We start from the raw sequence: 16,994 nt of genomic DNA on the forward strand, positions 1-16,994 counted from the left end.
ATGACCCACCACAAAATCCAACAGCTAATTCTAGAAAATGAGAGATTACTCGACATCTTGACCATCATAAAAAACTTAGAGTTAGAAGACTGTTGGCTAGCAGCCGGCACCTTGCGAAATTTTCTTTGGAATTATTTGAGTGACCAGCCCTTAATGGCTCATCAGCAGGATGTCGATGTGGTCTTTTTTGACCCCAAGATTAGCTACCAAGAAACATTGGAGCTGGAGGCTAAGCTCAAAAGGAATTATCCTGAGTATCCATGGGAATTAAAAAATGAAGTCTATATGCACCAGCACAATCCAGGTGCTGAACCATATCTAAATAGCCAAGAAGCTATCAGTAAATTTCCTGAGACTTGTACGGCGATTGCTGCTCGTTTGTTGGCTGAGGGAGAGCTGGAATTATTTTTACCTTATGGCGCTGCTGATCTACTAAATTTTGAAGTTCGGCCGACGCCTTTTTTTAAAAAGAAGCCTGAGCGAATGACTGTTTATCGTAAGAGAGTGGCGAAAAAAGACTGGCAAAGCTCTTGGACAGCGCTGAAAATCTTTGAAAGTTAGCTGAAAAGCCGGTTTTAACGATTTTTACTAGAATAAATAGCGCTACTTTGCTACAATAGGATAGGATAATTTTGCGTGTAACTCAGCATTGGAGGAGAAAACAACATGATTTCAGTTAGTGATTTAAAAGCAGGGATGACCTTTATCTTAGATGGTAAATTAATTAAAGTTTTGGAAATTAGCCACCACAAACCAGGTAAAGGCAATACCGTTATGCGAATGAAACTGCGGGATGTCCGCACTGGCGCAACGTTTGATACAACCATGCGTCCGGAAGAAAAAGTTGAACGGGCTCATATTGATACGAAAACCGTACAATATTTATATAGCCAAGACGACGTGGCAGTTTTCATGGATATGGAAAGCTACGAACAATATGAAGTACCTTTAACTTCGATTGAAAATGAAATGAAGTATGTCTTAGAAAATTCAGAATTGAAAATTCAATTTTATGGTACAGAAGTAATTGGTGTTGAATTGCCAACAACTGTTGTTCTACGTGTCGTGGAAACTCAGCCTTCTATTAAAGGCGCAACTGTGACAGGCTCTGGTAAACCAGCAACTATGGAAACAGGTTTAGTTGTCAATGTACCGGACTTTGTTGAAACAGATGAGCTATTGGAAATCAATACCCAAGAAGGCACTTACGTAAAACGTGCCGGCAAATAATTTCTAAAATCTGCGGCCTCAGCTATTTAGCTGGGGCTTTTTTTGTATTCTCAATTTATTTGCTGTTTTGGAAAAAAATGACAATCATTTATGCTTGGCAGGCTAAAGCCTTTGTTTGTAAGGTTTTAGGATAAAAAATATTGCCAAGCTAAAACAATTTTTCTAGCTGAACAAAATAATTTTGGAAAAGTGAAGCGGTTCTTTTGCTTCTAATAAATAACCCCTCTATAATAAAATTTATCAAGTGATAAAAAAGTAAAAATTGTTTTTTTTAGAATAGGAGAATCAAAATGAAAAAGGTTATCGTGGTTGGTGCTGGAGTTGCGGGGATTGCTGCAGCGATTCGGTTGCAATATTTAGGTTATGAAGTTGAGCTTTATGAAAAAAATGACAAAATCGGCGGCAAGATGAATCAGATTAGCCGAGATGGGTTTCAATTTGATGTAGGGCCAACAATTGTCATGATGAAGGATATTTACGAGGAGGTGTTTACTTTTTGCAATCGTGATCCAAAAGATTATTTTACGATGGAAAAAGTTGATCCGATGCTTCATTTGTATTTTTCTAAAAATGAACCGCTGTCGTTGTCCTCTGACTTGAGTCAGCTGGTGCCAACTTTGGAGTCAATTTCAGAGGCAGATGCTGAAGGCTTTATGGCATTTCTCAGTGATATTTATAAAAGATATTTAATTGCTAAAGAAGCTTTTATTACCAAATCCTTCCGCAGTTTTTGGGATTTTTATAATCCCAAATCGCTGCTTGCTGGATTGAAGCTGAAAACCTTCAATGATGCCTACTCTTCGATTTCAAAATTTGTTGAGGATGAACGCCTAAGAAAAGCCTTAGCATTTCAAACCTTGTACATTGGTGTCTCCCCTTATCAAGGACCATCTTTGTACACGATTATTCCGATGATTGAGCTCTTTTACGGTGTTTATTTTATTAAAGGCGGAATGTACGGTTTTGCTAAAGGTATGGAAAAATTATTTTTGGAATTAGGCGGCCAGCTACATTTGAATACAGAAGTAGAAGAAATTTTGATTGAAGATGGTTTAACCCGGGGCATTCGCGTGGCTGGTGAGGAAATTTATAGCTCGTCGGTTGTCGTGGGGGCGGATTTTCCCTATGCGATGACCCAGCTGATACCCGATGAAAAAAAGCGGGGCAAATATACCAATCGTAAAATTGATCAGATGGAATACTCTTGCTCTTGTTTCTTGCTTTATCTGGGAGTAGATAAAAAGTATCCGGTGGAGGCACTGCATTCGATTTATTTTGCTGATGATTTTAAGAAAAATGTTGACCAATTGTTTGAAACAGGTGAGTTTCCTGATGACCCGTCCTTTTATATTTATGTTCCCACTAAGATGGATGAGAGTCTGGCGCCGGCTGGTCACGAGGCCGTATATGTGCTGGTGCCGGTACCGGAATTATCTAAATACGACGACTGGTCTGCTGAAAAAGTTGCCCAATACCGTCAACAGATTTTAAACAAGATGAAGGAAGAAACGATTTTTTCTGATATTGATGAACACATTGTTTTTGAAGAACATTTTACGCCGGTTCGTTTTGAAAAAGAATTTAACGCCTATAATGGCGCTACTTTTGGCTTGAAACCAACCTTGAAGCAAAGCAATTATTATCGTCCCCATAACAAATTTGCTTATGCAGACAATTTATATTTTTGCGGTAGTAGCACCCATCCCGGGGCAGGGGTGCCGATTGTGATGCAAAGCGCCAAACTAGCAGTAGAGGAGCTGATGAAAGATGATCCATCAATTTGAGATTCACCAAAAAGATTTTCTGTACTGTGAAGAAATAATAAAGAAGGCCTCCAAAACTTTTTATGCGGCTTTTTCGCAATTGCCGGAACAGCAGGCTTGGAGTATTTATGCGGTTTATGCTTTTTGTCGGGAAGCCGATGATTTAATCGACGAGGATCATGATATTGAAGGCCTCTACCGTTTGGAGGGGGAACTAAAGGACTTTGAAGCTAATAAGGTCCCTGACCGTCCTTTGTGGCGGGCGCTTTCTGTCGTTTTTCTAAATTATGATATGGATATCCAAGCATTTTATGATATGTTGGCGGGGCAAAAACAGGATGCCGATTTCAAACAGCCGCAAACGCAAGCCGAGCTTTCCCAATATGCCTACAATGTAGCTGGCTCAGTTGGTTTGATGCTGCTGCCGATTCTTTCAGATAATTGGCGGGAAATTATCCCTCAAGGTAAAAAACTTGGCGAAGCATTGCAGATTACCAATATTTTAAGAGATATTGGCGAAGATTATGAAAATGGTCGAATCTATTTACCGGCGGCGGTCATGAAAAGATATGGTCTAACAGAAGAAATGCTAGCCGCCAAAATAATTGGGGCTGAATTAATTTCCGTCTGGGAAGACCAAGCGGCGATTGCTGAAAAATTATATGTTGATAGCCTGAAAATGATGCCTAATATTAATCCAGAAGCCCGTTCTGCTTTACTAGCGGCTAGCTATTACTATCGGGAAATTTTGGTGGTCGTGCGCAATAGTCACTATCAAGTTTTTTCAGAAAAGCCAAAGGTCAGTCATCTGCGGAAGTTGTCACTGCTGGCTAAAATTCACCAAGAAGTTACAGAGATTGTCGAGTATTAAGTTTCAAACTGCAGCAGAAGTCTGCTGGAAATCAAATAAGTTGGATTGCCTGAAGTTTTTAAAAGGACAGTTTAAAATTTGATTGTCTAATTGACTGATGCTGCTTTTTATTTACTTCAAAAATAAAAAGTCTACTAAAAATTTTGAAATACAGCGAAACTGTTACTTCGATAGCCTTGAGAGTGTTATTCCAGCAAGGTTTTATAAAATGTTTTCATCAATTACCCAGTTGAAAACATCAGTCGTGAGCAATTGATTAACGCTAAAAAACAGAAGCTGTTAGAATAAATTTATCACTTGATAAATTTTTAATTTTAGGAGCTGGATTCAATGTTTTTAGCTATCAATGAAATTTTACATTCAAAGCTGCGCTATGCCTTGGTAGTTGGGGTGATGTTTTTAATTGCCTATCTGGTGTTCTTTTTAACCGGTTTAGCTTACGGCTTGGCCCAAGATAATCGAACGGCTGTCGACAAGTGGGATGCTGAGTACATTTTACTTTCCGAGGATGCCAATTCAAATTTAAATATGTCAATGATTCCCCTGAGTGAGGCGGATGAATTAGATCAAGAACAGATTGGTGTTTTAGCACAAACCGCTGGTGTGATTGCCAAAGTCGGTGACAGCGATGAAAAAATTAATGCGAGCTTTTTTGGGATTGACGCCGAGCAATTTTTAGCCCCGAATTTAATTGAAGGGGAAATGTTTGCAAACGATCAAGAGGCAGTGGCCGACAGCAGTTTAAAAGAGCAATATGGTATTCAACTTGGTGATGAAATTCAACTGGCAGGCAACGATCAGCAGTTTAAAATTGTTGGCTTTACCGACAATGCTAAGTTTAATGTTGCCCCCGTTTTATATACGACCATTGGCGCCTATCAAGCAATCCGCTTTGAACAGCAGGGAGCAGAAGGCCAAGCCCGGATTAACGGAATTGTCCTTAAAGATGATTTGACCGACGTTCCAGAGGGCTTAGAAAAAATTGCCATCAAAGATTTTATTAATGATTTGCCGGGCTATAGTGCTCAGGTCTTGACCTTCGGCTTTATGATTGGTTTTTTAATTGTGATTGCAGCGATTGTTATTGGTATTTTTATCTATGTACTGACGATGCAAAAAATAACCATTTTTGGCGTAATGAAAGCGCAGGGGATTTCTGGGCGCTACATTGCTAATTCAGTGGTAGCACAAACTTTTCTTTTAGCGGTTATCGGTGTTGCTCTTGGCCTCTTAGGAACCGTTGGTACAGCTTTGGTTTTACCGGAGGCAGTACCTTTTGAAAGTAATTGGCTGTTCTTTGGCGGCATCAGCCTTTTGATGATTGTGATTGCTGTACTGGGGGCTTTCTTCTCGGTCAGAACGATTGTTAAAATTGATCCACTGCGGGCCATTGGCTAAATTGATTGCATTTTTTGTCTTGGCAGTTTTAAACAGGAGAGCTGCTAAAATAGAAATGATTCTATAAAGTGTGAAATGCAAAGCACAGCAAACCAGCTACCCTTTCGCTGCTGCGGTTAAAAACAGGAAGCCCCAGCAGCGAAAGTGTGGCGATGTAGATGCAATGAGATACGAAGCAGGATTTCAGTTCCGCTTTTGGCAGAAGTAAAAAAAAGTCATCTATTCTGATGAAAATACAAAACATGAACAATGATGTTTAGCGGAATGATATACGGATGAGGCTAAAACTAAATTTTTGGAAAAAATTTATTACCGAAATACGAAGTAGGATTTCAGTTCCGCTTTTGGCAGAAGAAAAAAAGTCATCTATTCTGATGAAGACACAAAAACATGGACAATGGTGTTTGGCGGAATGACATAGGGATGAGGCTAAAACTAAATTTTTGGAAAAAATTTATTTCCATAATACGAAGTAGGAGGGATTTTCAATGGAAGCCATTCAATTTAAAGGCGTCACCAAAAATTTTAAAGACGGCGATGCGACGATTGAGGCGTTGAAGGAGACGGATTTTTCTGTTGACCAAGGGGAGCTGGTGGCTGTGATTGGACCTTCTGGTTCTGGCAAGAGCACGTTTTTGACCATTGCTGGTGGCTTGCAGACGCCGACAAACGGTGAAGTTTTTATTAATGAAGAAAGCTTTAGCGAGCTTTCGGAAAAGAAACGGGCCAAAACTAGATTTAAAGAAATTGGCTTCATTTTACAGGCGTCAAATCTGGTTCCATTTTTAACTGTCCAAAAGCAATTTTCTTTGGTGGATCAAGTGAATCATAAGCAAAATCGCGAATTTCGCGATCAACTATTGGATCAATTGGGCATCATTGAATTGAAAAATAAATATCCGGAGGAATTATCCGGCGGTGAGCGGCAGCGGGTGGCGATTGCCCGTGCTTTATACAATCAGCCGACGATTATTTTGGCGGATGAACCGACCGCTAGTCTGGATACAGAGCGGGCTTTTGAGGTCGTGGATATTTTAGCAAAGGAAACCAAGGAGAAAAATAAAGCGACAATTATGGTGACCCATGACACGCGGCTGATTGATAAATGTGATAAAGTCTATATAATGAAGGATGGACAGTTAAAAGCCAAATAAGTTAGGAGGCGATTTAAGTGGTTCATCGGTATGACAAAGATACTCAAGAACGAATTTTAACTGAGGCCAACCGCTTATTCATGAGTAGAGGCTACCTCGGAACATCGACGCGGGAAATTGCGAAATCGGTAGGGATTACTCAGCCGAATCTTTATCATTATTATAAGGATAAAGAAACGCTTTATCGGGCGGTTGTTGAAAAATTACTACAAACCGTTGGCGTGTCGCTACGGGAGATTGTTGACAATCCGGCTCAGAATTTTCAGGAAAAATTGACGGCGATGGCGGAATACTTAATCGCCACTCATTTTGTTGATTTATTTATGATGCTTCATGATATGGAGACACAAATGTCACCGGAAATCAGAGGGGAAATGTTTGTCCTCTGGAATAAATTTTATCGGCAGCCCTTTGAAGATTTATTTGTCCGCAACCAACAGGAGCTGCGGCCAAATGTCTCGCCAAAACTGGCAGCCCGCCACTTTTTCTTAATTTTGGCGCCGTATATCAATCAAAAGCGTTCCCCGATGGAGGCCTCAATTGCCACAAGTCAGCTGATTGATTTGTACCTGCATGGTGTTAGCCAAGAGAGCTGAGGACTTTTTGAACCAGCGTTTAAAGACGCTGGTTTTTTGCTGCCTGCAAAGGATTCGTTTCATTGTTCAAAAGCGGCGAATTTCAGTACACTTAAAGATAAAGTGAGGACGACCAGATGACATTTTATGGAATTCATTATTTAGAGAGCCAAGGCAATCTTAGCAATTTGGTGAAGTACGGCATTATTTTTGCGGTACTGATTTTTTTCTTAATTGTCTTTGTCCGCTATTTGAAATCGCGGCTGAATACTAAATATCGCGACTTGAGTTTGATTTTATTTCTTTGTCTGCTGTTTGTGGCTGGTACGCAATACAATCAATATGTGCAAACGGAAACTCAAACGGCGAATACTAGCCAAATGGTTAGCTTTATAAAATCGGCGGCCAAGCAGCTGGGGGAAAAAGAGGATGCCGTGTATGTGAACAGTACCAATTTGCAAGATCAGCTCGTTTTGGCGATTGCTGATAAATACTATGTAGTGGAGCTCAGCACCGATCGCAATTCATTTAGGATTGAGCCAACCTATTTAACGAATACGGAAGTTACCAAGATTGATTAAAGAAGCGTGCGATATTTTAAAAGGAGCATTCAATGAGTATTTTTAGTCCAGTGATTATCAAATTGGCTTTGGGATTAATTTGTTTAATCCTGCAAATAAATATTTTTGGCAAGGGCAATCTCGCGCCTGCTTCGGCCGTCGATCAGGTGCAAAATTATGTGCTGGGGGGCATTATCGGCGGCGTGATTTACAACGACCAAATCACGATTTTACAATTTGTGCTGGTGCTGGTAGTTTGGACAACGCTAGTGCTAAGTTTGAAATTCGGCAAAGAGCATAATCGCTACATTAAAAATTTTGTCGATGGTCGTCCGACTATTGTAATTACGAATGGCACAATTGATGTCGAAGCCTGTTTGCGCCACGGAATTTCTGCCAATGATTTAATGTTTAAGCTCCGCAATGACGGCGTTTATGAAATCAGCAAGATTAAGCGGGCCATTTTAGAACAGAACGGGCAGCTGACTGTGATTGAACAAGGCGACCCCAACGCCAAGTACCCGATTATCGCCGATGGCCAAATCAATTTAGATGTTTTGGAAATTATCGGCAAAGATAGCGACTGGCTGGCAAAAGAGGTCAGCGAACTTGCCGGAAAAAGCATTGACCAAATTTATTTAGGAGAATATGTCTCTGGACAGTTAAAGCTTTATGAATATTAGCTTTGGTAAGGGCTCAAAAAGCGGTGTCCTAAATTTTTTTCATTGAATGCTGAGATAAAATTTTTGAAAACAGAAATTTCAGCAATTGAACTTGAAAGAAAGCGAACATAGTGACAAAATCGTTAGCCTTTTCGATTAATTGAGTTGGGTAGTAGAAAATAGAGTTTGCTATACTGAGAATGAGAAAATCAGGAGATGGGGTGGGCAAGTGGCACTAGGAAAATTTTTTAGACAATCATGGCATATTTATCGTCAAGGCCTAGGGCGAATTATTTTGCTGAATGTGAGTATCCAGCTCTTTTTGGTGATTGGGGTTTCTCCGCTGTTGAATTGGCTTTTAGAGGAACTGCTGTGGTTCAACGGCATCGACTATGTATCGTTTAATAATTTAATGACAATTCTTGAACAGCCCCTCTTGGTTGCCGGGCTGCTGCTTTTATTTTTAGCCTTTATCAGTGTGGTTTACTGTCAGTTTGCTTTTATGTTTTTATATTTTCAAAATATGCTAGAAGACGGCGGGAAAACGTGGGGCCAGCTATTATGGCTAGCGGTCAAACGCTTGAAAAAAATTCGGCTGGGAGCTTTCTTATTTTTAACCGGCTATTTTATTTTGATTATCCCCTTTGGTAATTTATTTTTGCGCTCGTCGCTGTTATCGAAGGTCGTGATTCCCACGTTTATTTTTGACTACCTCTTGAACAACCTGCTTTATATGGCAATACTGGCGCTATTATTTCTGATTGTCTTTTTTCTTGGACTGCGGCTGTTGTTTATTTTACCGGAATTTATTTTGACCGACAGCTCATTACGGCAAGCCATCAAAGCCAGTTTTCAGAAGACGAAAAAACGTGAGCTAGCCTTGATTGCCAGAGGCGTATTAGTGGTGCTGTTTATTTCAGTGGTCACTATTCCCATTTTTTTAGGGGCTTATTACCTACAAAATTATCTCGATAAATTTGTGGCGATTTCTTTTTATACAGCATTAATCAATCTGCTAGTATTGCAATTACTCAGCCAATTTTTATCTGGTTGGGGCCTGACCTGTTATTTGATGATTGTTATGGATGTAGACCCGACTGAAAAAATTCAGTTTTCAGCCGGCAAACGCCGTTGGCTCAGCGTGGGGATTTTAGTGTTGTTTATGAGCGTTTCGACCATCAGTTACAATGCCGCTTATCTGCTAGGCATCACGTTGAAAAGTCCGGTGATGATTTCCCATCGAGGAGTCAATGGCAATAACGGTGTGCAAAACACGATTCCAGCGCTGTTAGATACAATTAAGAGTCAGCCGGATTATGTGGAGATGGATATTCATGAAACCAAGGATTTAAATTTTGTGGTGATGCATGATGAAAATCTGCGGGCGTTGACTGGCGTCAATCAACCGCCGCATAATTTAACATTGGAGCAGCTGACGGCCTTAACTGCCAGTGAAAATGGTCATTCCGCTAAAGTTGCCAGCTTCGCCGATTATTTTGCGGCGGCTTTGGCACATAATCAAAAATTGTTAATTGAAATTAAAACGACAAAGATGGATTCACCAGATTATGTTGCGAATTTTTTAGCGGCTTATGGCGACGGGATTGTAGCGAGCGGCAGCGAGATTCATTCGCTGGATTACGCAGTCGTGCAAAAGGTCAAAGAGTTGCGGCCGGATATTTTTGTCAGCTTTATTTTGCCCTTCAATCTCTCCTTCCCCAATACGGATGCGGATGCTTACACCATGGAGGAGACGACGTTGACCGACAGTTTTATCCAAAAAGCGGCTTTGCGGCAGAAAAAAGTGTACGCTTGGACTGTCAATGAAAGTGACGAGATGGAGAGCATGCTCTTTTTAGGCGTTGATGGCATGATTACCGATGATTTGACGACCTTAAAGCAAGTCGTCAAAGATAATTTAGATGAGCCGTCTTATGCCACTAGAATTTTATCCTACTTGAATCAATTAAATCCCAATAATAGTCACCCAGAAAATTAAAAAAAACTGGCAAGCGCTCCTAATGATAAGCTGATTTCAAAAGTATTTTTTAAAAATTAGCTCTCGGAGAACTTGTCAGTTTTTTGTAGTAGCCAAAATTTGTAACGCTCAGTTGGGTAATTATCATTAGGTGCAGATTCAACTGATTCTGAAACGGGCCGCTAAGCTATTCATGCTGTTGCTTGGCTAAAATCTGCTCGGTTTCTTCCCGAATATCGCTGAGGTACTGAGGCAGATACAACGGAATATCTTCAAAGATTTGGCTTTGATTGCTATAAGCAGCCGGGTCTAGTGAACCTTCTTTCGTAGCAATCTCAATTAGCAGCTGATTAGGCTCCCGATAATAAAGGGATTTGAAAAACTCTCGGTCCTTAATACCGGAATTTTTGAAATTCCGTTCGTTGATAGCAGCATCAACCTTTTCTAAATCCGCTAAATTTTCAACGCCAAAGGCAACGTGATGAATCCCACCAACGCCTTGTTGAGCGGGCGGATTTTTCAGGTCTTGAATAATGTGGACCTCTTGGTAAAAGTCATTATCCAAATTTTCCAGCACCAGCACCTCATTAGAACTGGTGAAAAAAGTAGTCGTCGTTTTCTTTTGCCAGCCTAATGGCAAAAGTTCCCGGGCAGAAGCTTCTGCATATTGGACCCGCATTTGAATGGCGGCAATTCCTAAAATAGCATGCTCAAGGGGGATTTGCGGTGCTTCATACGGAAAATAGTCCTGGCAATTTTCAAATTCCTTCAAGGGGACAAGCGCCATCTGGGTATTATCCGGCGCATCAAACCGTAAAATCGGTTGGCCGGCAAATTCTTCAATCCCGTATTGGCAGACGCCTTGCTCTTCTAAATATTTTTCCCAGAATTGCAGCGACTTCAAAGTGGGAACCTTCAAAATAGTTCGCTCCAAAGTATTGGTGCCAAAACCTTGCTTTTCCCCTTCTTGCATTTCAAAAAAAGTAATTTCAGTGCCGATGCGCTGTTGATTATCCGAGAAAAAAAGGTGGTACATGCTGTGGTCATCTTGATTGATGGTTTTCATTAGCAGTTTCAGTCCGAGTATATTATGATAAAACTCGAAGGTTGGTTTAACATAACGATTTAAAATGGAAATGTGGTGAATCCTAGCTGACATGGGAAACATCCTTTCTGATTGAAAAATTTTAGGAGGCCGAAATTTATGGAATCATTTTTTCAAAAGGGAAAAAATCAACAACTGGTGGTCGCCTTCCACGGCACCGGCGGCAATGAATATCAATTATTAACTACGTTAGCGACACTTTACCCTGAAGCCAGTGTCTTAACTTACTTAGGAACTGTTGGAACAGGCAGCGAGCGTCGATTTTTTGCCCCATTAAGTAAGGGTCAACTGAATCGAGCTGATTTTGAAGCGCAGGTGACAGCTTTTTTAATGGAGACTTGGCCAGCTGTTGCCCATGAGGATTACCAAGAAATTATTTTGATTGGCTATTCCAACGGGGCTAACTTTGCTTTGGGATTGCTAGAAAAAAATCCTGAGTTAGCTGCTACTGCCATTTTACTTCATCCTAGTAATTTAGACTATCATTTTGCCGGCCGCTCTGAGACCGAAGTGATTTTAACCACGGGAGCGCAGGATAGCCTGAGTTTACCGGGGGATATTGTCCAGCTGAAAAATCAGTTGAGTGGACATTTCACAGAAGTTGATTTAGTTATTGCGGATGGCGGTCATCAATTGACGGAACAGGAATTAACTGAAATCCAAACGCTTTTATAATTTTGTCTGTTAAACAAAGGAAGTGCTAGCAAATGACAAAATCTCGTTTAGAGGCTTTTACCGATGGTGTCGTCGCCATTGTCCTGACGATTTTGGTTTTAGATATTACGATTCCCGACGACCCCAGCCTGCAAACACTTTGGGATTTGCGGAATACTTTTTTAGCCTACGCAATTAGTTTCATTTTTGTGGCGGTCATCTGGGTGACCCATCATCGAGTCTTTCAAATGGCGCAAAAAATTGATTACAGCGTCGTTTGGGCCAATATTTTCTGGCTCTTTTGGCTGACTTTGTGTCCGGCTGTCACCAGTTGGGTCGGCCGCAATCCAGATGCCTTTTGGCCGGAGTTTTCCTATCTAGTTGTCTACACGATGTGGAGTTTTTCCTTTGGCATATTGTCAAAACGGGTCGTTAAGGCCAATGACCCTAATTCCCACGTCGCCAAAGTCCTCACCAGAGATAAACGCAGTCGCTTGTCTTTGTGCATCAGCCTGATTTTATTTGTGGCCGTCTTTTTCTGGCCCCTTGCTGGTCTATTGGGCCGCTTTCTCGTTTCCGGACTGTGGATTATCTCTTATCGCAAAGCGGATTATTATTATCATAAAATTTTCGGTGGAGAACACACCGATATTCCTCAAGACGGCACTTAAATTTTAATACTGCAAAAAACAGATAGCCGGTGAAGGGCAAAAATTTCACCGGCTCTCTGTTTTGTTGAAGGATGGTATTAAAACGCATCGCTATTTGGATAAATAGTTTTTGATGATGTAGTAAATGAGCAAGCAGGAGATCAGAAAGATAATGATAATTGTCCCAAAAAATATTATTGGTACTTTAGCTCTTGCAGGCAAGCGGGCAATTAACGTCAAAATGACTACCAGTACCAATATGTAAGGAGTAGCCTCCTTAAGCACTTCATCACGGGAAACCTTTTTGCTAGGTTTATCAGGATTTGTCTCAGTAATCGTTTCATCTGAGAAGAAATCTAAAGGGATATTGAAAAATTTGGCAATGGCAATCAGGGTTGTCAAATCGGATAAGGAAGTGTTATTTTCCCATCTGGAAATTGCTTGTCGAGAAATATTCAAGTGGTCTGCCAGAGCTTGTTGGGAAATATTTTGCTTGGTTCTCAGGCTCTTTATTTTTTCGCCAACTGTCATCAGCAATCCTCCTTGAAAAGTACGTTTAGCTTTATGATAAAGCATTTATACAGCTATCGCAATCAAGTATTGCGCTAGTGCATCAGATGATTGCTAGTTGTTTCAAGTCAGGCTGGCTAAACTATTCTTAGCAACAAACTGAAATGATTTGGGAGGCTGAACTATGAAGAATTTAAAAAAAGGAATTGTTGGATTTGTTATAGTAATAATTTTTTTACTGCTATTTTCTTTCGCTATGAGTAAGGAAACACGGGGGACAATCCTCTTCTTTGGTGGGATAGTGCTGATTGTCCTCTTAGCATCTTTACTGACAGTTTTGGCGTTAAAATCCTTGTTCAAGGATTTAAATCAAAAATAATTTTGAAATCAGCGGGTGGAAACATTCGCTGATTTTTTTGTGAAGGAGATACAGCAGCAACTCAATCAATCATTTTTTAGCTTAACCAATTTCTTCTTAAAAAAGTCCCACACAGAGACTAAAAATAAACGCAACAAGCATGTCTTCATTCCCCTAAGTCCTAGCTTTCCGCCAGACTAAAGTCCAATTGTTGCCGTTGTTTTTCCGTGGTAATTTTGAAGTAGCAAGAAACAGATGGAGGGATTGAAATGGTGAAGTTGATAAGCAAGCAATTTCTTAAAAATTGGCAGGTGTGGGGGGCAATTCTGCCGATTTTTCTGGTTTCGGGATTAATTTTTAGCACCTCACTGACAATTTTGGCGGCAATCAATCAGACTGGTACGAGCTCGGCAGTGGATTATGGGGTGTTTTTACAGATGCCGCTAATCATTGGCGGGGTTGTTTTAGCGATTTTGACAAACAATGCCATGAAGCAATGTATTGATTTATTTGATGAGAGCAATGATATTTTGTTGCTTTTAGGGGCATCACCATGGCAGCTGAGCAGTTTGATGACGGGACAATTATTAGTGGTGGGTATAATGGGAGCGGTTGCCGGTAGTTTATTTTCTCTACCAGCGGCTCAGATTTTCTTAGCAATTTTACCGGAGGGGCCGACTAGTCAAGGGCTGGCCAATCTGCCCTTGGAATTTTCGGGCCAAGCCGTGTTGCTTGCGTCGCTTATTCAAGTGGGGCTGATTATTTTTATCAGCATGCGTTACTGCCTTAAAAATTATCGCCAACAAAAGGGTGGTTTATCTGCCTATAAATCTTCAAACAGAAAAAGATTCAAAGGCGCTTTTATCGGTCTGCTAGGAATTTTGACGAGTCTTGTGGTGACAGTACTATTGCTGATTAAAGAAGCGCCTAATCCCAATAATACATTGGAATATAACAGCAGTATGAATGACTCAATGAGTTTATTGTTGCTGATCTGGTTGGCGCTAATCGTCGGAATGAATTTTTTGATGGGGCCGCTGTTTAAAGGGATTGTCAAAAGAGTTGTTAACTGGCCATCAATCAGCCAGACACCGACAATTCGCTCAGCCTTTTGCAATTTGAAATACAACGAAGAGGGCCTGATTAAATTAAGTCGGCCGCTAGTTGTGATTATTTTACTGGTGGGCAACTTTATCGCTCTATTTCTTAACACTAAACTGCTGATTGATGGTGGCAACAATAGCACCAACCTCTCTGATTTATTGATTAGTTTGATTTTTCTCTTCGGTGCCCCAATTATTATCAGCTTGGCCAATATTATTACCTCGACTTGTCTGTTTAAAATCAAAACGAAAGATCAGGCGGGTCGCTACTTTTTCTCTGGCTGTACGCCCCAATGGATTTTTAATTTGAAAGTCATAGAAATTGGACTGGCCGCTGGAATTTCGATTTTGATAACCTTTTTGGGTACGTTCTTATTTTCAATTCCATTACTGCGGGTAGCCGCTTTGGGAGGCAGCGAAATTTTTAAGGCCGATTGGAGTTTTAATATATTGATTATCCTTGGTGTCTTCCTACTGTTTTTTATTTGCCTGGTCTTTTTAAATTTTATCGAAAAAAAATCAACTAAGGCCTACCTGAAAACAGCTTAGAGCAGGAAAAGATAAATTTATATTTTCAGTAGAAAAGGAGCGATTATGATGCATCAGACAGTTATTGAGATTAGTAATTTAGCAAAGGAAATAGAGCTGGCTAAAGGGAATTTATTACAGGTGTTGGTGGATATCTCTTTTGAGGTAAAAGCCGGCGAGTTTATTTCAATCGTGGGTCCCTCAGGTTCAGGAAAAACAACCTTGCTATATTGTATTTCCAGTTTATTACCGCCGACCAATGGCGAAGTTTTAATAAATGGCAAATCACCTTACCAATGGAACCCAACCAAATTAGCAAAATTCCGCCGCAAAGAAATTGGTTTTATCTTCCAAGATTTTCAGTTGATTCCCTCGTTATCGGCTTATGATAATCTAGTTTTGCCAGGCACGCTCAACAGACGCAAAGTTAAAAAACAAGCCGTCGAGGAATTGGCTGCTCGTTTAGAATTGCATGCCGAACTACATCAGTCCATCGACGCCTTGTCCGGTGGCGAGCAGCAGAAGGTAGCGATTGGTCGGACAATTTTAGCAGATCCAGATATTTTATTCTTAGATGAACCCACCAGTGCCCTAGACACCCATTCCCGAAAGTTGGTGATGGCGTTACTGCAGGAATTAGTTGCCCAAGGTAAGACTGTCGTTATGGTCACCCACGATTTAGAATTAGCTGCTCAATCTTCACGGGCGCTGGTTATGAAGGACGGGCAGATGCTGCGAATGGTGGAGGCGCCGAGTTTGGAGACGTTGGTATTTTAGGCGACGCAATTTTTTCTGACTTTCATAATTTCTATAGCCAGCTAATTAGCTAATCATGGTATACTGTTGAGAAAAATAATTGTTGGAGGAATAGTTATGAAGGGTTATCTTTCAATGCCTTTACGGGAAAGCGAGAATTTATTTTTAGTAGCACCAGAATTTTCAATGGCTGAAGAATTGTATCAACTAGTTGATGCTCAGAAAGCACATTTGGGCACCTTCTTAAATTTTGTCGAGACGGTCACCGGTCCAGAAAATCAAACGGATTTTCTTAAAATGAAGCTGACCGGTACGGCTAATGGCACGGATCGTCTGTTTATCATCACGGAGGGGTCGAAAATTATCGGTACGATTGATTTGCACAAAATCGACAGCTTGAATAAAAAAGCTGAAATCGGTTATTGGCTTTCTGGAGAGTATACGAAACGCAAGATTATGACAGATGCGGTCAAAAAGATTTGTGAATTTAGCTTTGACACGTTAGCTTTAAATAAATTGATTATTTTTGCGGATAAGGAAAATGTTGGCAGTAATTTAGTGGCACAAAAAGCCGGCTTCAGTTTAGTCGGCTGTCATCGAGAAGACATCATCATGTATGGAGAATTTCGTGATATGAACGAATATGAATTATTGCGTTCAGAATTTCAAGCATAGGAGTAGCAGTAAAATGACAGAATCAGTTTTAGATCGCGGACCTTTTTTTCACGGAACCAAGGCTGAACTCGCCTTGGGAGATTTATTGGTGCCCCGCCATGAATCCAATTATGAGGCTCAGCGCATCTCCAATTATATTTATTTTACAGCGACACTGGAAGCTGCCAAATGGGGAGCAGAGTTAGCTCAAGGTACGGGCAAGGAACGAATTTATTTAGTCGAACCACAAGGCTCCTTTGAAAATGATCCGAATGTCACTGATAAAAAGTTTCCCGGCAATCCGACCCGTTCTTATCGGTCAAAAGAGCCGCTAAAGGTTGTGGCGGAATTTGCGACGTGGGAGCGTCATCCCGAAGAAATGATTGCGAAAATGCAAGCAGGCCTCGCTCAATTGAAAGCAGAAGGTCGAGCTGAAATCATTGATTAATAATTTTCCTGTAGCTTTTGCTACAGGAATTTTTTTG

At 40.7% G+C, this 16,994-nt stretch carries 19 protein-coding genes; 17 read left to right on the top strand and 2 right to left on the bottom strand.

Annotation, left to right across the window (positions count from 1 at the left end; genetic code table 11):
• The 10 genes from AC1Z3S_RS01515 (at nt 1) to AC1Z3S_RS01560 (ending at nt 10,212) form a co-directional block, all read left to right on the top strand.
• Complete coding sequence (locus AC1Z3S_RS01515; RefSeq protein ID WP_461738872.1) at nt 1-561, top strand: nucleotidyltransferase family protein; 561 nt, start codon at nt 1-3, stop codon at nt 559-561.
• A gap of 105 nt (nt 562-666) precedes the next feature.
• Entirely contained in the window at nt 667-1,230 is a 564-nt protein-coding gene (efp, locus tag AC1Z3S_RS01520) for an elongation factor P (RefSeq protein ID WP_265456555.1), read from the top strand.
• A 290-nt stretch (nt 1,231-1,520) separates the two neighbouring features.
• On the top strand, nt 1,521-3,014 hold the full coding sequence (locus AC1Z3S_RS01525; protein ID WP_461738873.1) for a phytoene desaturase family protein: 1,494 nt from the start codon (nt 1,521-1,523) through the stop codon (nt 3,012-3,014).
• Nucleotides 2,998-3,864, top strand: coding sequence for a phytoene/squalene synthase family protein (locus AC1Z3S_RS01530; RefSeq protein ID WP_461738874.1), 867 nt, complete (start codon nt 2,998-3,000; stop codon nt 3,862-3,864). The genes AC1Z3S_RS01525 and AC1Z3S_RS01530 overlap by 17 nt, the downstream gene beginning before the upstream one ends.
• 330 nt (nt 3,865-4,194) lie before the next feature.
• A complete protein-coding gene (locus tag AC1Z3S_RS01535; protein ID WP_461738875.1) occupies nt 4,195-5,262 on the top strand; it encodes an ABC transporter permease in 1,068 nt (355 codons plus the stop codon).
• A 488-nt stretch (nt 5,263-5,750) separates the two neighbouring features.
• Entirely contained in the window at nt 5,751-6,416 is a 666-nt protein-coding gene (locus AC1Z3S_RS01540) for an ABC transporter ATP-binding protein (RefSeq protein ID WP_461738876.1), read from the top strand.
• A gap of 17 nt (nt 6,417-6,433) precedes the next feature.
• A complete protein-coding gene (locus tag AC1Z3S_RS01545) occupies nt 6,434-7,012 on the top strand; it encodes a TetR/AcrR family transcriptional regulator (protein WP_461737181.1) in 579 nt (192 codons plus the stop codon).
• Between the two features lie 116 nt (nt 7,013-7,128).
• Entirely contained in the window at nt 7,129-7,572 is a 444-nt protein-coding gene (locus tag AC1Z3S_RS01550) for a DUF3290 domain-containing protein (protein ID WP_461738877.1), read from the top strand.
• A 32-nt stretch (nt 7,573-7,604) separates the two neighbouring features.
• Complete coding sequence (locus AC1Z3S_RS01555; RefSeq protein ID WP_461738878.1) at nt 7,605-8,234, top strand: DUF421 domain-containing protein; 630 nt, start codon at nt 7,605-7,607, stop codon at nt 8,232-8,234.
• Between the two features lie 208 nt (nt 8,235-8,442).
• The gene (locus AC1Z3S_RS01560; protein WP_461738879.1) at nt 8,443-10,212 is read left to right on the top strand and encodes a glycerophosphoryl diester phosphodiesterase membrane domain-containing protein; all 1,770 of its coding nucleotides are present in this window, start codon (nt 8,443-8,445) and stop codon (nt 10,210-10,212) included.
• Nucleotides 10,213-10,378: 166 nt separating this feature from the next.
• On the opposite strand, the gene AC1Z3S_RS01565 is transcribed toward AC1Z3S_RS01560, so the two are convergent.
• The gene (locus AC1Z3S_RS01565) at nt 10,379-11,350 is read right to left on the bottom strand and encodes a VOC family protein (protein WP_461738880.1); all 972 of its coding nucleotides are present in this window, start codon (nt 11,348-11,350) and stop codon (nt 10,379-10,381) included.
• Nucleotides 11,351-11,395: 45 nt separating this feature from the next.
• Here AC1Z3S_RS01565 and AC1Z3S_RS01570 point away from each other — a divergent pair, with 45 nt between their 5' ends.
• Complete coding sequence (locus tag AC1Z3S_RS01570) at nt 11,396-11,971, top strand: alpha/beta hydrolase (RefSeq protein WP_461738881.1); 576 nt, start codon at nt 11,396-11,398, stop codon at nt 11,969-11,971.
• Between the two features lie 32 nt (nt 11,972-12,003).
• Entirely contained in the window at nt 12,004-12,621 is a 618-nt protein-coding gene (locus AC1Z3S_RS01575) for a TMEM175 family protein (protein ID WP_461737175.1), read from the top strand.
• Nucleotides 12,622-12,711: 90 nt separating this feature from the next.
• Here AC1Z3S_RS01575 and AC1Z3S_RS01580 read toward each other — a convergent pair whose 3' ends face one another.
• Nucleotides 12,712-13,131: a helix-turn-helix domain-containing protein gene (locus tag AC1Z3S_RS01580; RefSeq protein ID WP_461738882.1), complete on the bottom strand. Its 420-nt coding sequence runs from the start codon at nt 13,129-13,131 to the stop codon at nt 12,712-12,714.
• Nucleotides 13,132-13,294: 163 nt separating this feature from the next.
• On the opposite strand from AC1Z3S_RS01580, the gene AC1Z3S_RS01585 reads away from it, so the two are divergent.
• The 5 genes from AC1Z3S_RS01585 (at nt 13,295) to arr (ending at nt 16,957) form a co-directional block, all read left to right on the top strand.
• Nucleotides 13,295-13,489, top strand: coding sequence for a hypothetical protein (locus AC1Z3S_RS01585; protein WP_461738883.1), 195 nt, complete (start codon nt 13,295-13,297; stop codon nt 13,487-13,489).
• A 248-nt stretch (nt 13,490-13,737) separates the two neighbouring features.
• Entirely contained in the window at nt 13,738-15,120 is a 1,383-nt protein-coding gene (locus tag AC1Z3S_RS01590; RefSeq protein WP_461738884.1) for an FtsX-like permease family protein, read from the top strand.
• Between the two features lie 48 nt (nt 15,121-15,168).
• On the top strand, nt 15,169-15,876 hold the full coding sequence (locus AC1Z3S_RS01595) for an ABC transporter ATP-binding protein (protein WP_461738885.1): 708 nt from the start codon (nt 15,169-15,171) through the stop codon (nt 15,874-15,876).
• A gap of 96 nt (nt 15,877-15,972) precedes the next feature.
• Complete coding sequence (locus AC1Z3S_RS01600) at nt 15,973-16,530, top strand: GNAT family N-acetyltransferase (RefSeq protein ID WP_461738886.1); 558 nt, start codon at nt 15,973-15,975, stop codon at nt 16,528-16,530.
• A 13-nt stretch (nt 16,531-16,543) separates the two neighbouring features.
• A complete protein-coding gene (gene arr / locus AC1Z3S_RS01605) occupies nt 16,544-16,957 on the top strand; it encodes an NAD(+)--rifampin ADP-ribosyltransferase (RefSeq protein ID WP_461738887.1) in 414 nt (137 codons plus the stop codon).
• Nucleotides 16,958-16,994 lie beyond the last annotated feature (37 nt).

This window comes from Enterococcus sp. LJL90 (assembly GCF_056924355.1).

Excerpts from the sequence above, each read along its gene's own strand:
- AC1Z3S_RS01575 (WP_461737175.1), top strand. The coding sequence starts at position 12,004 with ATGACAAAATCTCGTTTAGAGGCTTTTACCGATGGTGTCGTCGCCATT.
- AC1Z3S_RS01555 (WP_461738878.1), top strand. The coding sequence starts at position 7,605 with ATGAGTATTTTTAGTCCAGTGATTATCAAATTGGCTTTGGGATTAATT.
- AC1Z3S_RS01535 (WP_461738875.1), top strand. The coding sequence starts at position 4,195 with ATGTTTTTAGCTATCAATGAAATTTTACATTCAAAGCTGCGCTATGCC.
- AC1Z3S_RS01590 (WP_461738884.1), top strand. The coding sequence starts at position 13,738 with ATGGTGAAGTTGATAAGCAAGCAATTTCTTAAAAATTGGCAGGTGTGG.
- AC1Z3S_RS01600 (WP_461738886.1), top strand. The coding sequence starts at position 15,973 with ATGAAGGGTTATCTTTCAATGCCTTTACGGGAAAGCGAGAATTTATTT.
- AC1Z3S_RS01550 (WP_461738877.1), top strand. The coding sequence starts at position 7,129 with ATGACATTTTATGGAATTCATTATTTAGAGAGCCAAGGCAATCTTAGC.
- AC1Z3S_RS01595 (WP_461738885.1), top strand. The coding sequence starts at position 15,169 with ATGCATCAGACAGTTATTGAGATTAGTAATTTAGCAAAGGAAATAGAG.
- efp (WP_265456555.1), top strand. The coding sequence starts at position 667 with ATGATTTCAGTTAGTGATTTAAAAGCAGGGATGACCTTTATCTTAGAT.
- AC1Z3S_RS01515 (WP_461738872.1), top strand. The coding sequence starts at position 1 with ATGACCCACCACAAAATCCAACAGCTAATTCTAGAAAATGAGAGATTA.
- AC1Z3S_RS01540 (WP_461738876.1), top strand. The coding sequence starts at position 5,751 with ATGGAAGCCATTCAATTTAAAGGCGTCACCAAAAATTTTAAAGACGGC.
- arr (WP_461738887.1), top strand. The coding sequence starts at position 16,544 with ATGACAGAATCAGTTTTAGATCGCGGACCTTTTTTTCACGGAACCAAG.
- AC1Z3S_RS01565 (WP_461738880.1), bottom strand. The coding sequence starts at position 11,350 with ATGTCAGCTAGGATTCACCACATTTCCATTTTAAATCGTTATGTTAAA.
- AC1Z3S_RS01530 (WP_461738874.1), top strand. The coding sequence starts at position 2,998 with ATGATCCATCAATTTGAGATTCACCAAAAAGATTTTCTGTACTGTGAA.
- AC1Z3S_RS01570 (WP_461738881.1), top strand. The coding sequence starts at position 11,396 with ATGGAATCATTTTTTCAAAAGGGAAAAAATCAACAACTGGTGGTCGCC.
- AC1Z3S_RS01585 (WP_461738883.1), top strand. The coding sequence starts at position 13,295 with ATGAAGAATTTAAAAAAAGGAATTGTTGGATTTGTTATAGTAATAATT.
- AC1Z3S_RS01525 (WP_461738873.1), top strand. The coding sequence starts at position 1,521 with ATGAAAAAGGTTATCGTGGTTGGTGCTGGAGTTGCGGGGATTGCTGCA.
- AC1Z3S_RS01580 (WP_461738882.1), bottom strand. The coding sequence starts at position 13,131 with ATGACAGTTGGCGAAAAAATAAAGAGCCTGAGAACCAAGCAAAATATT.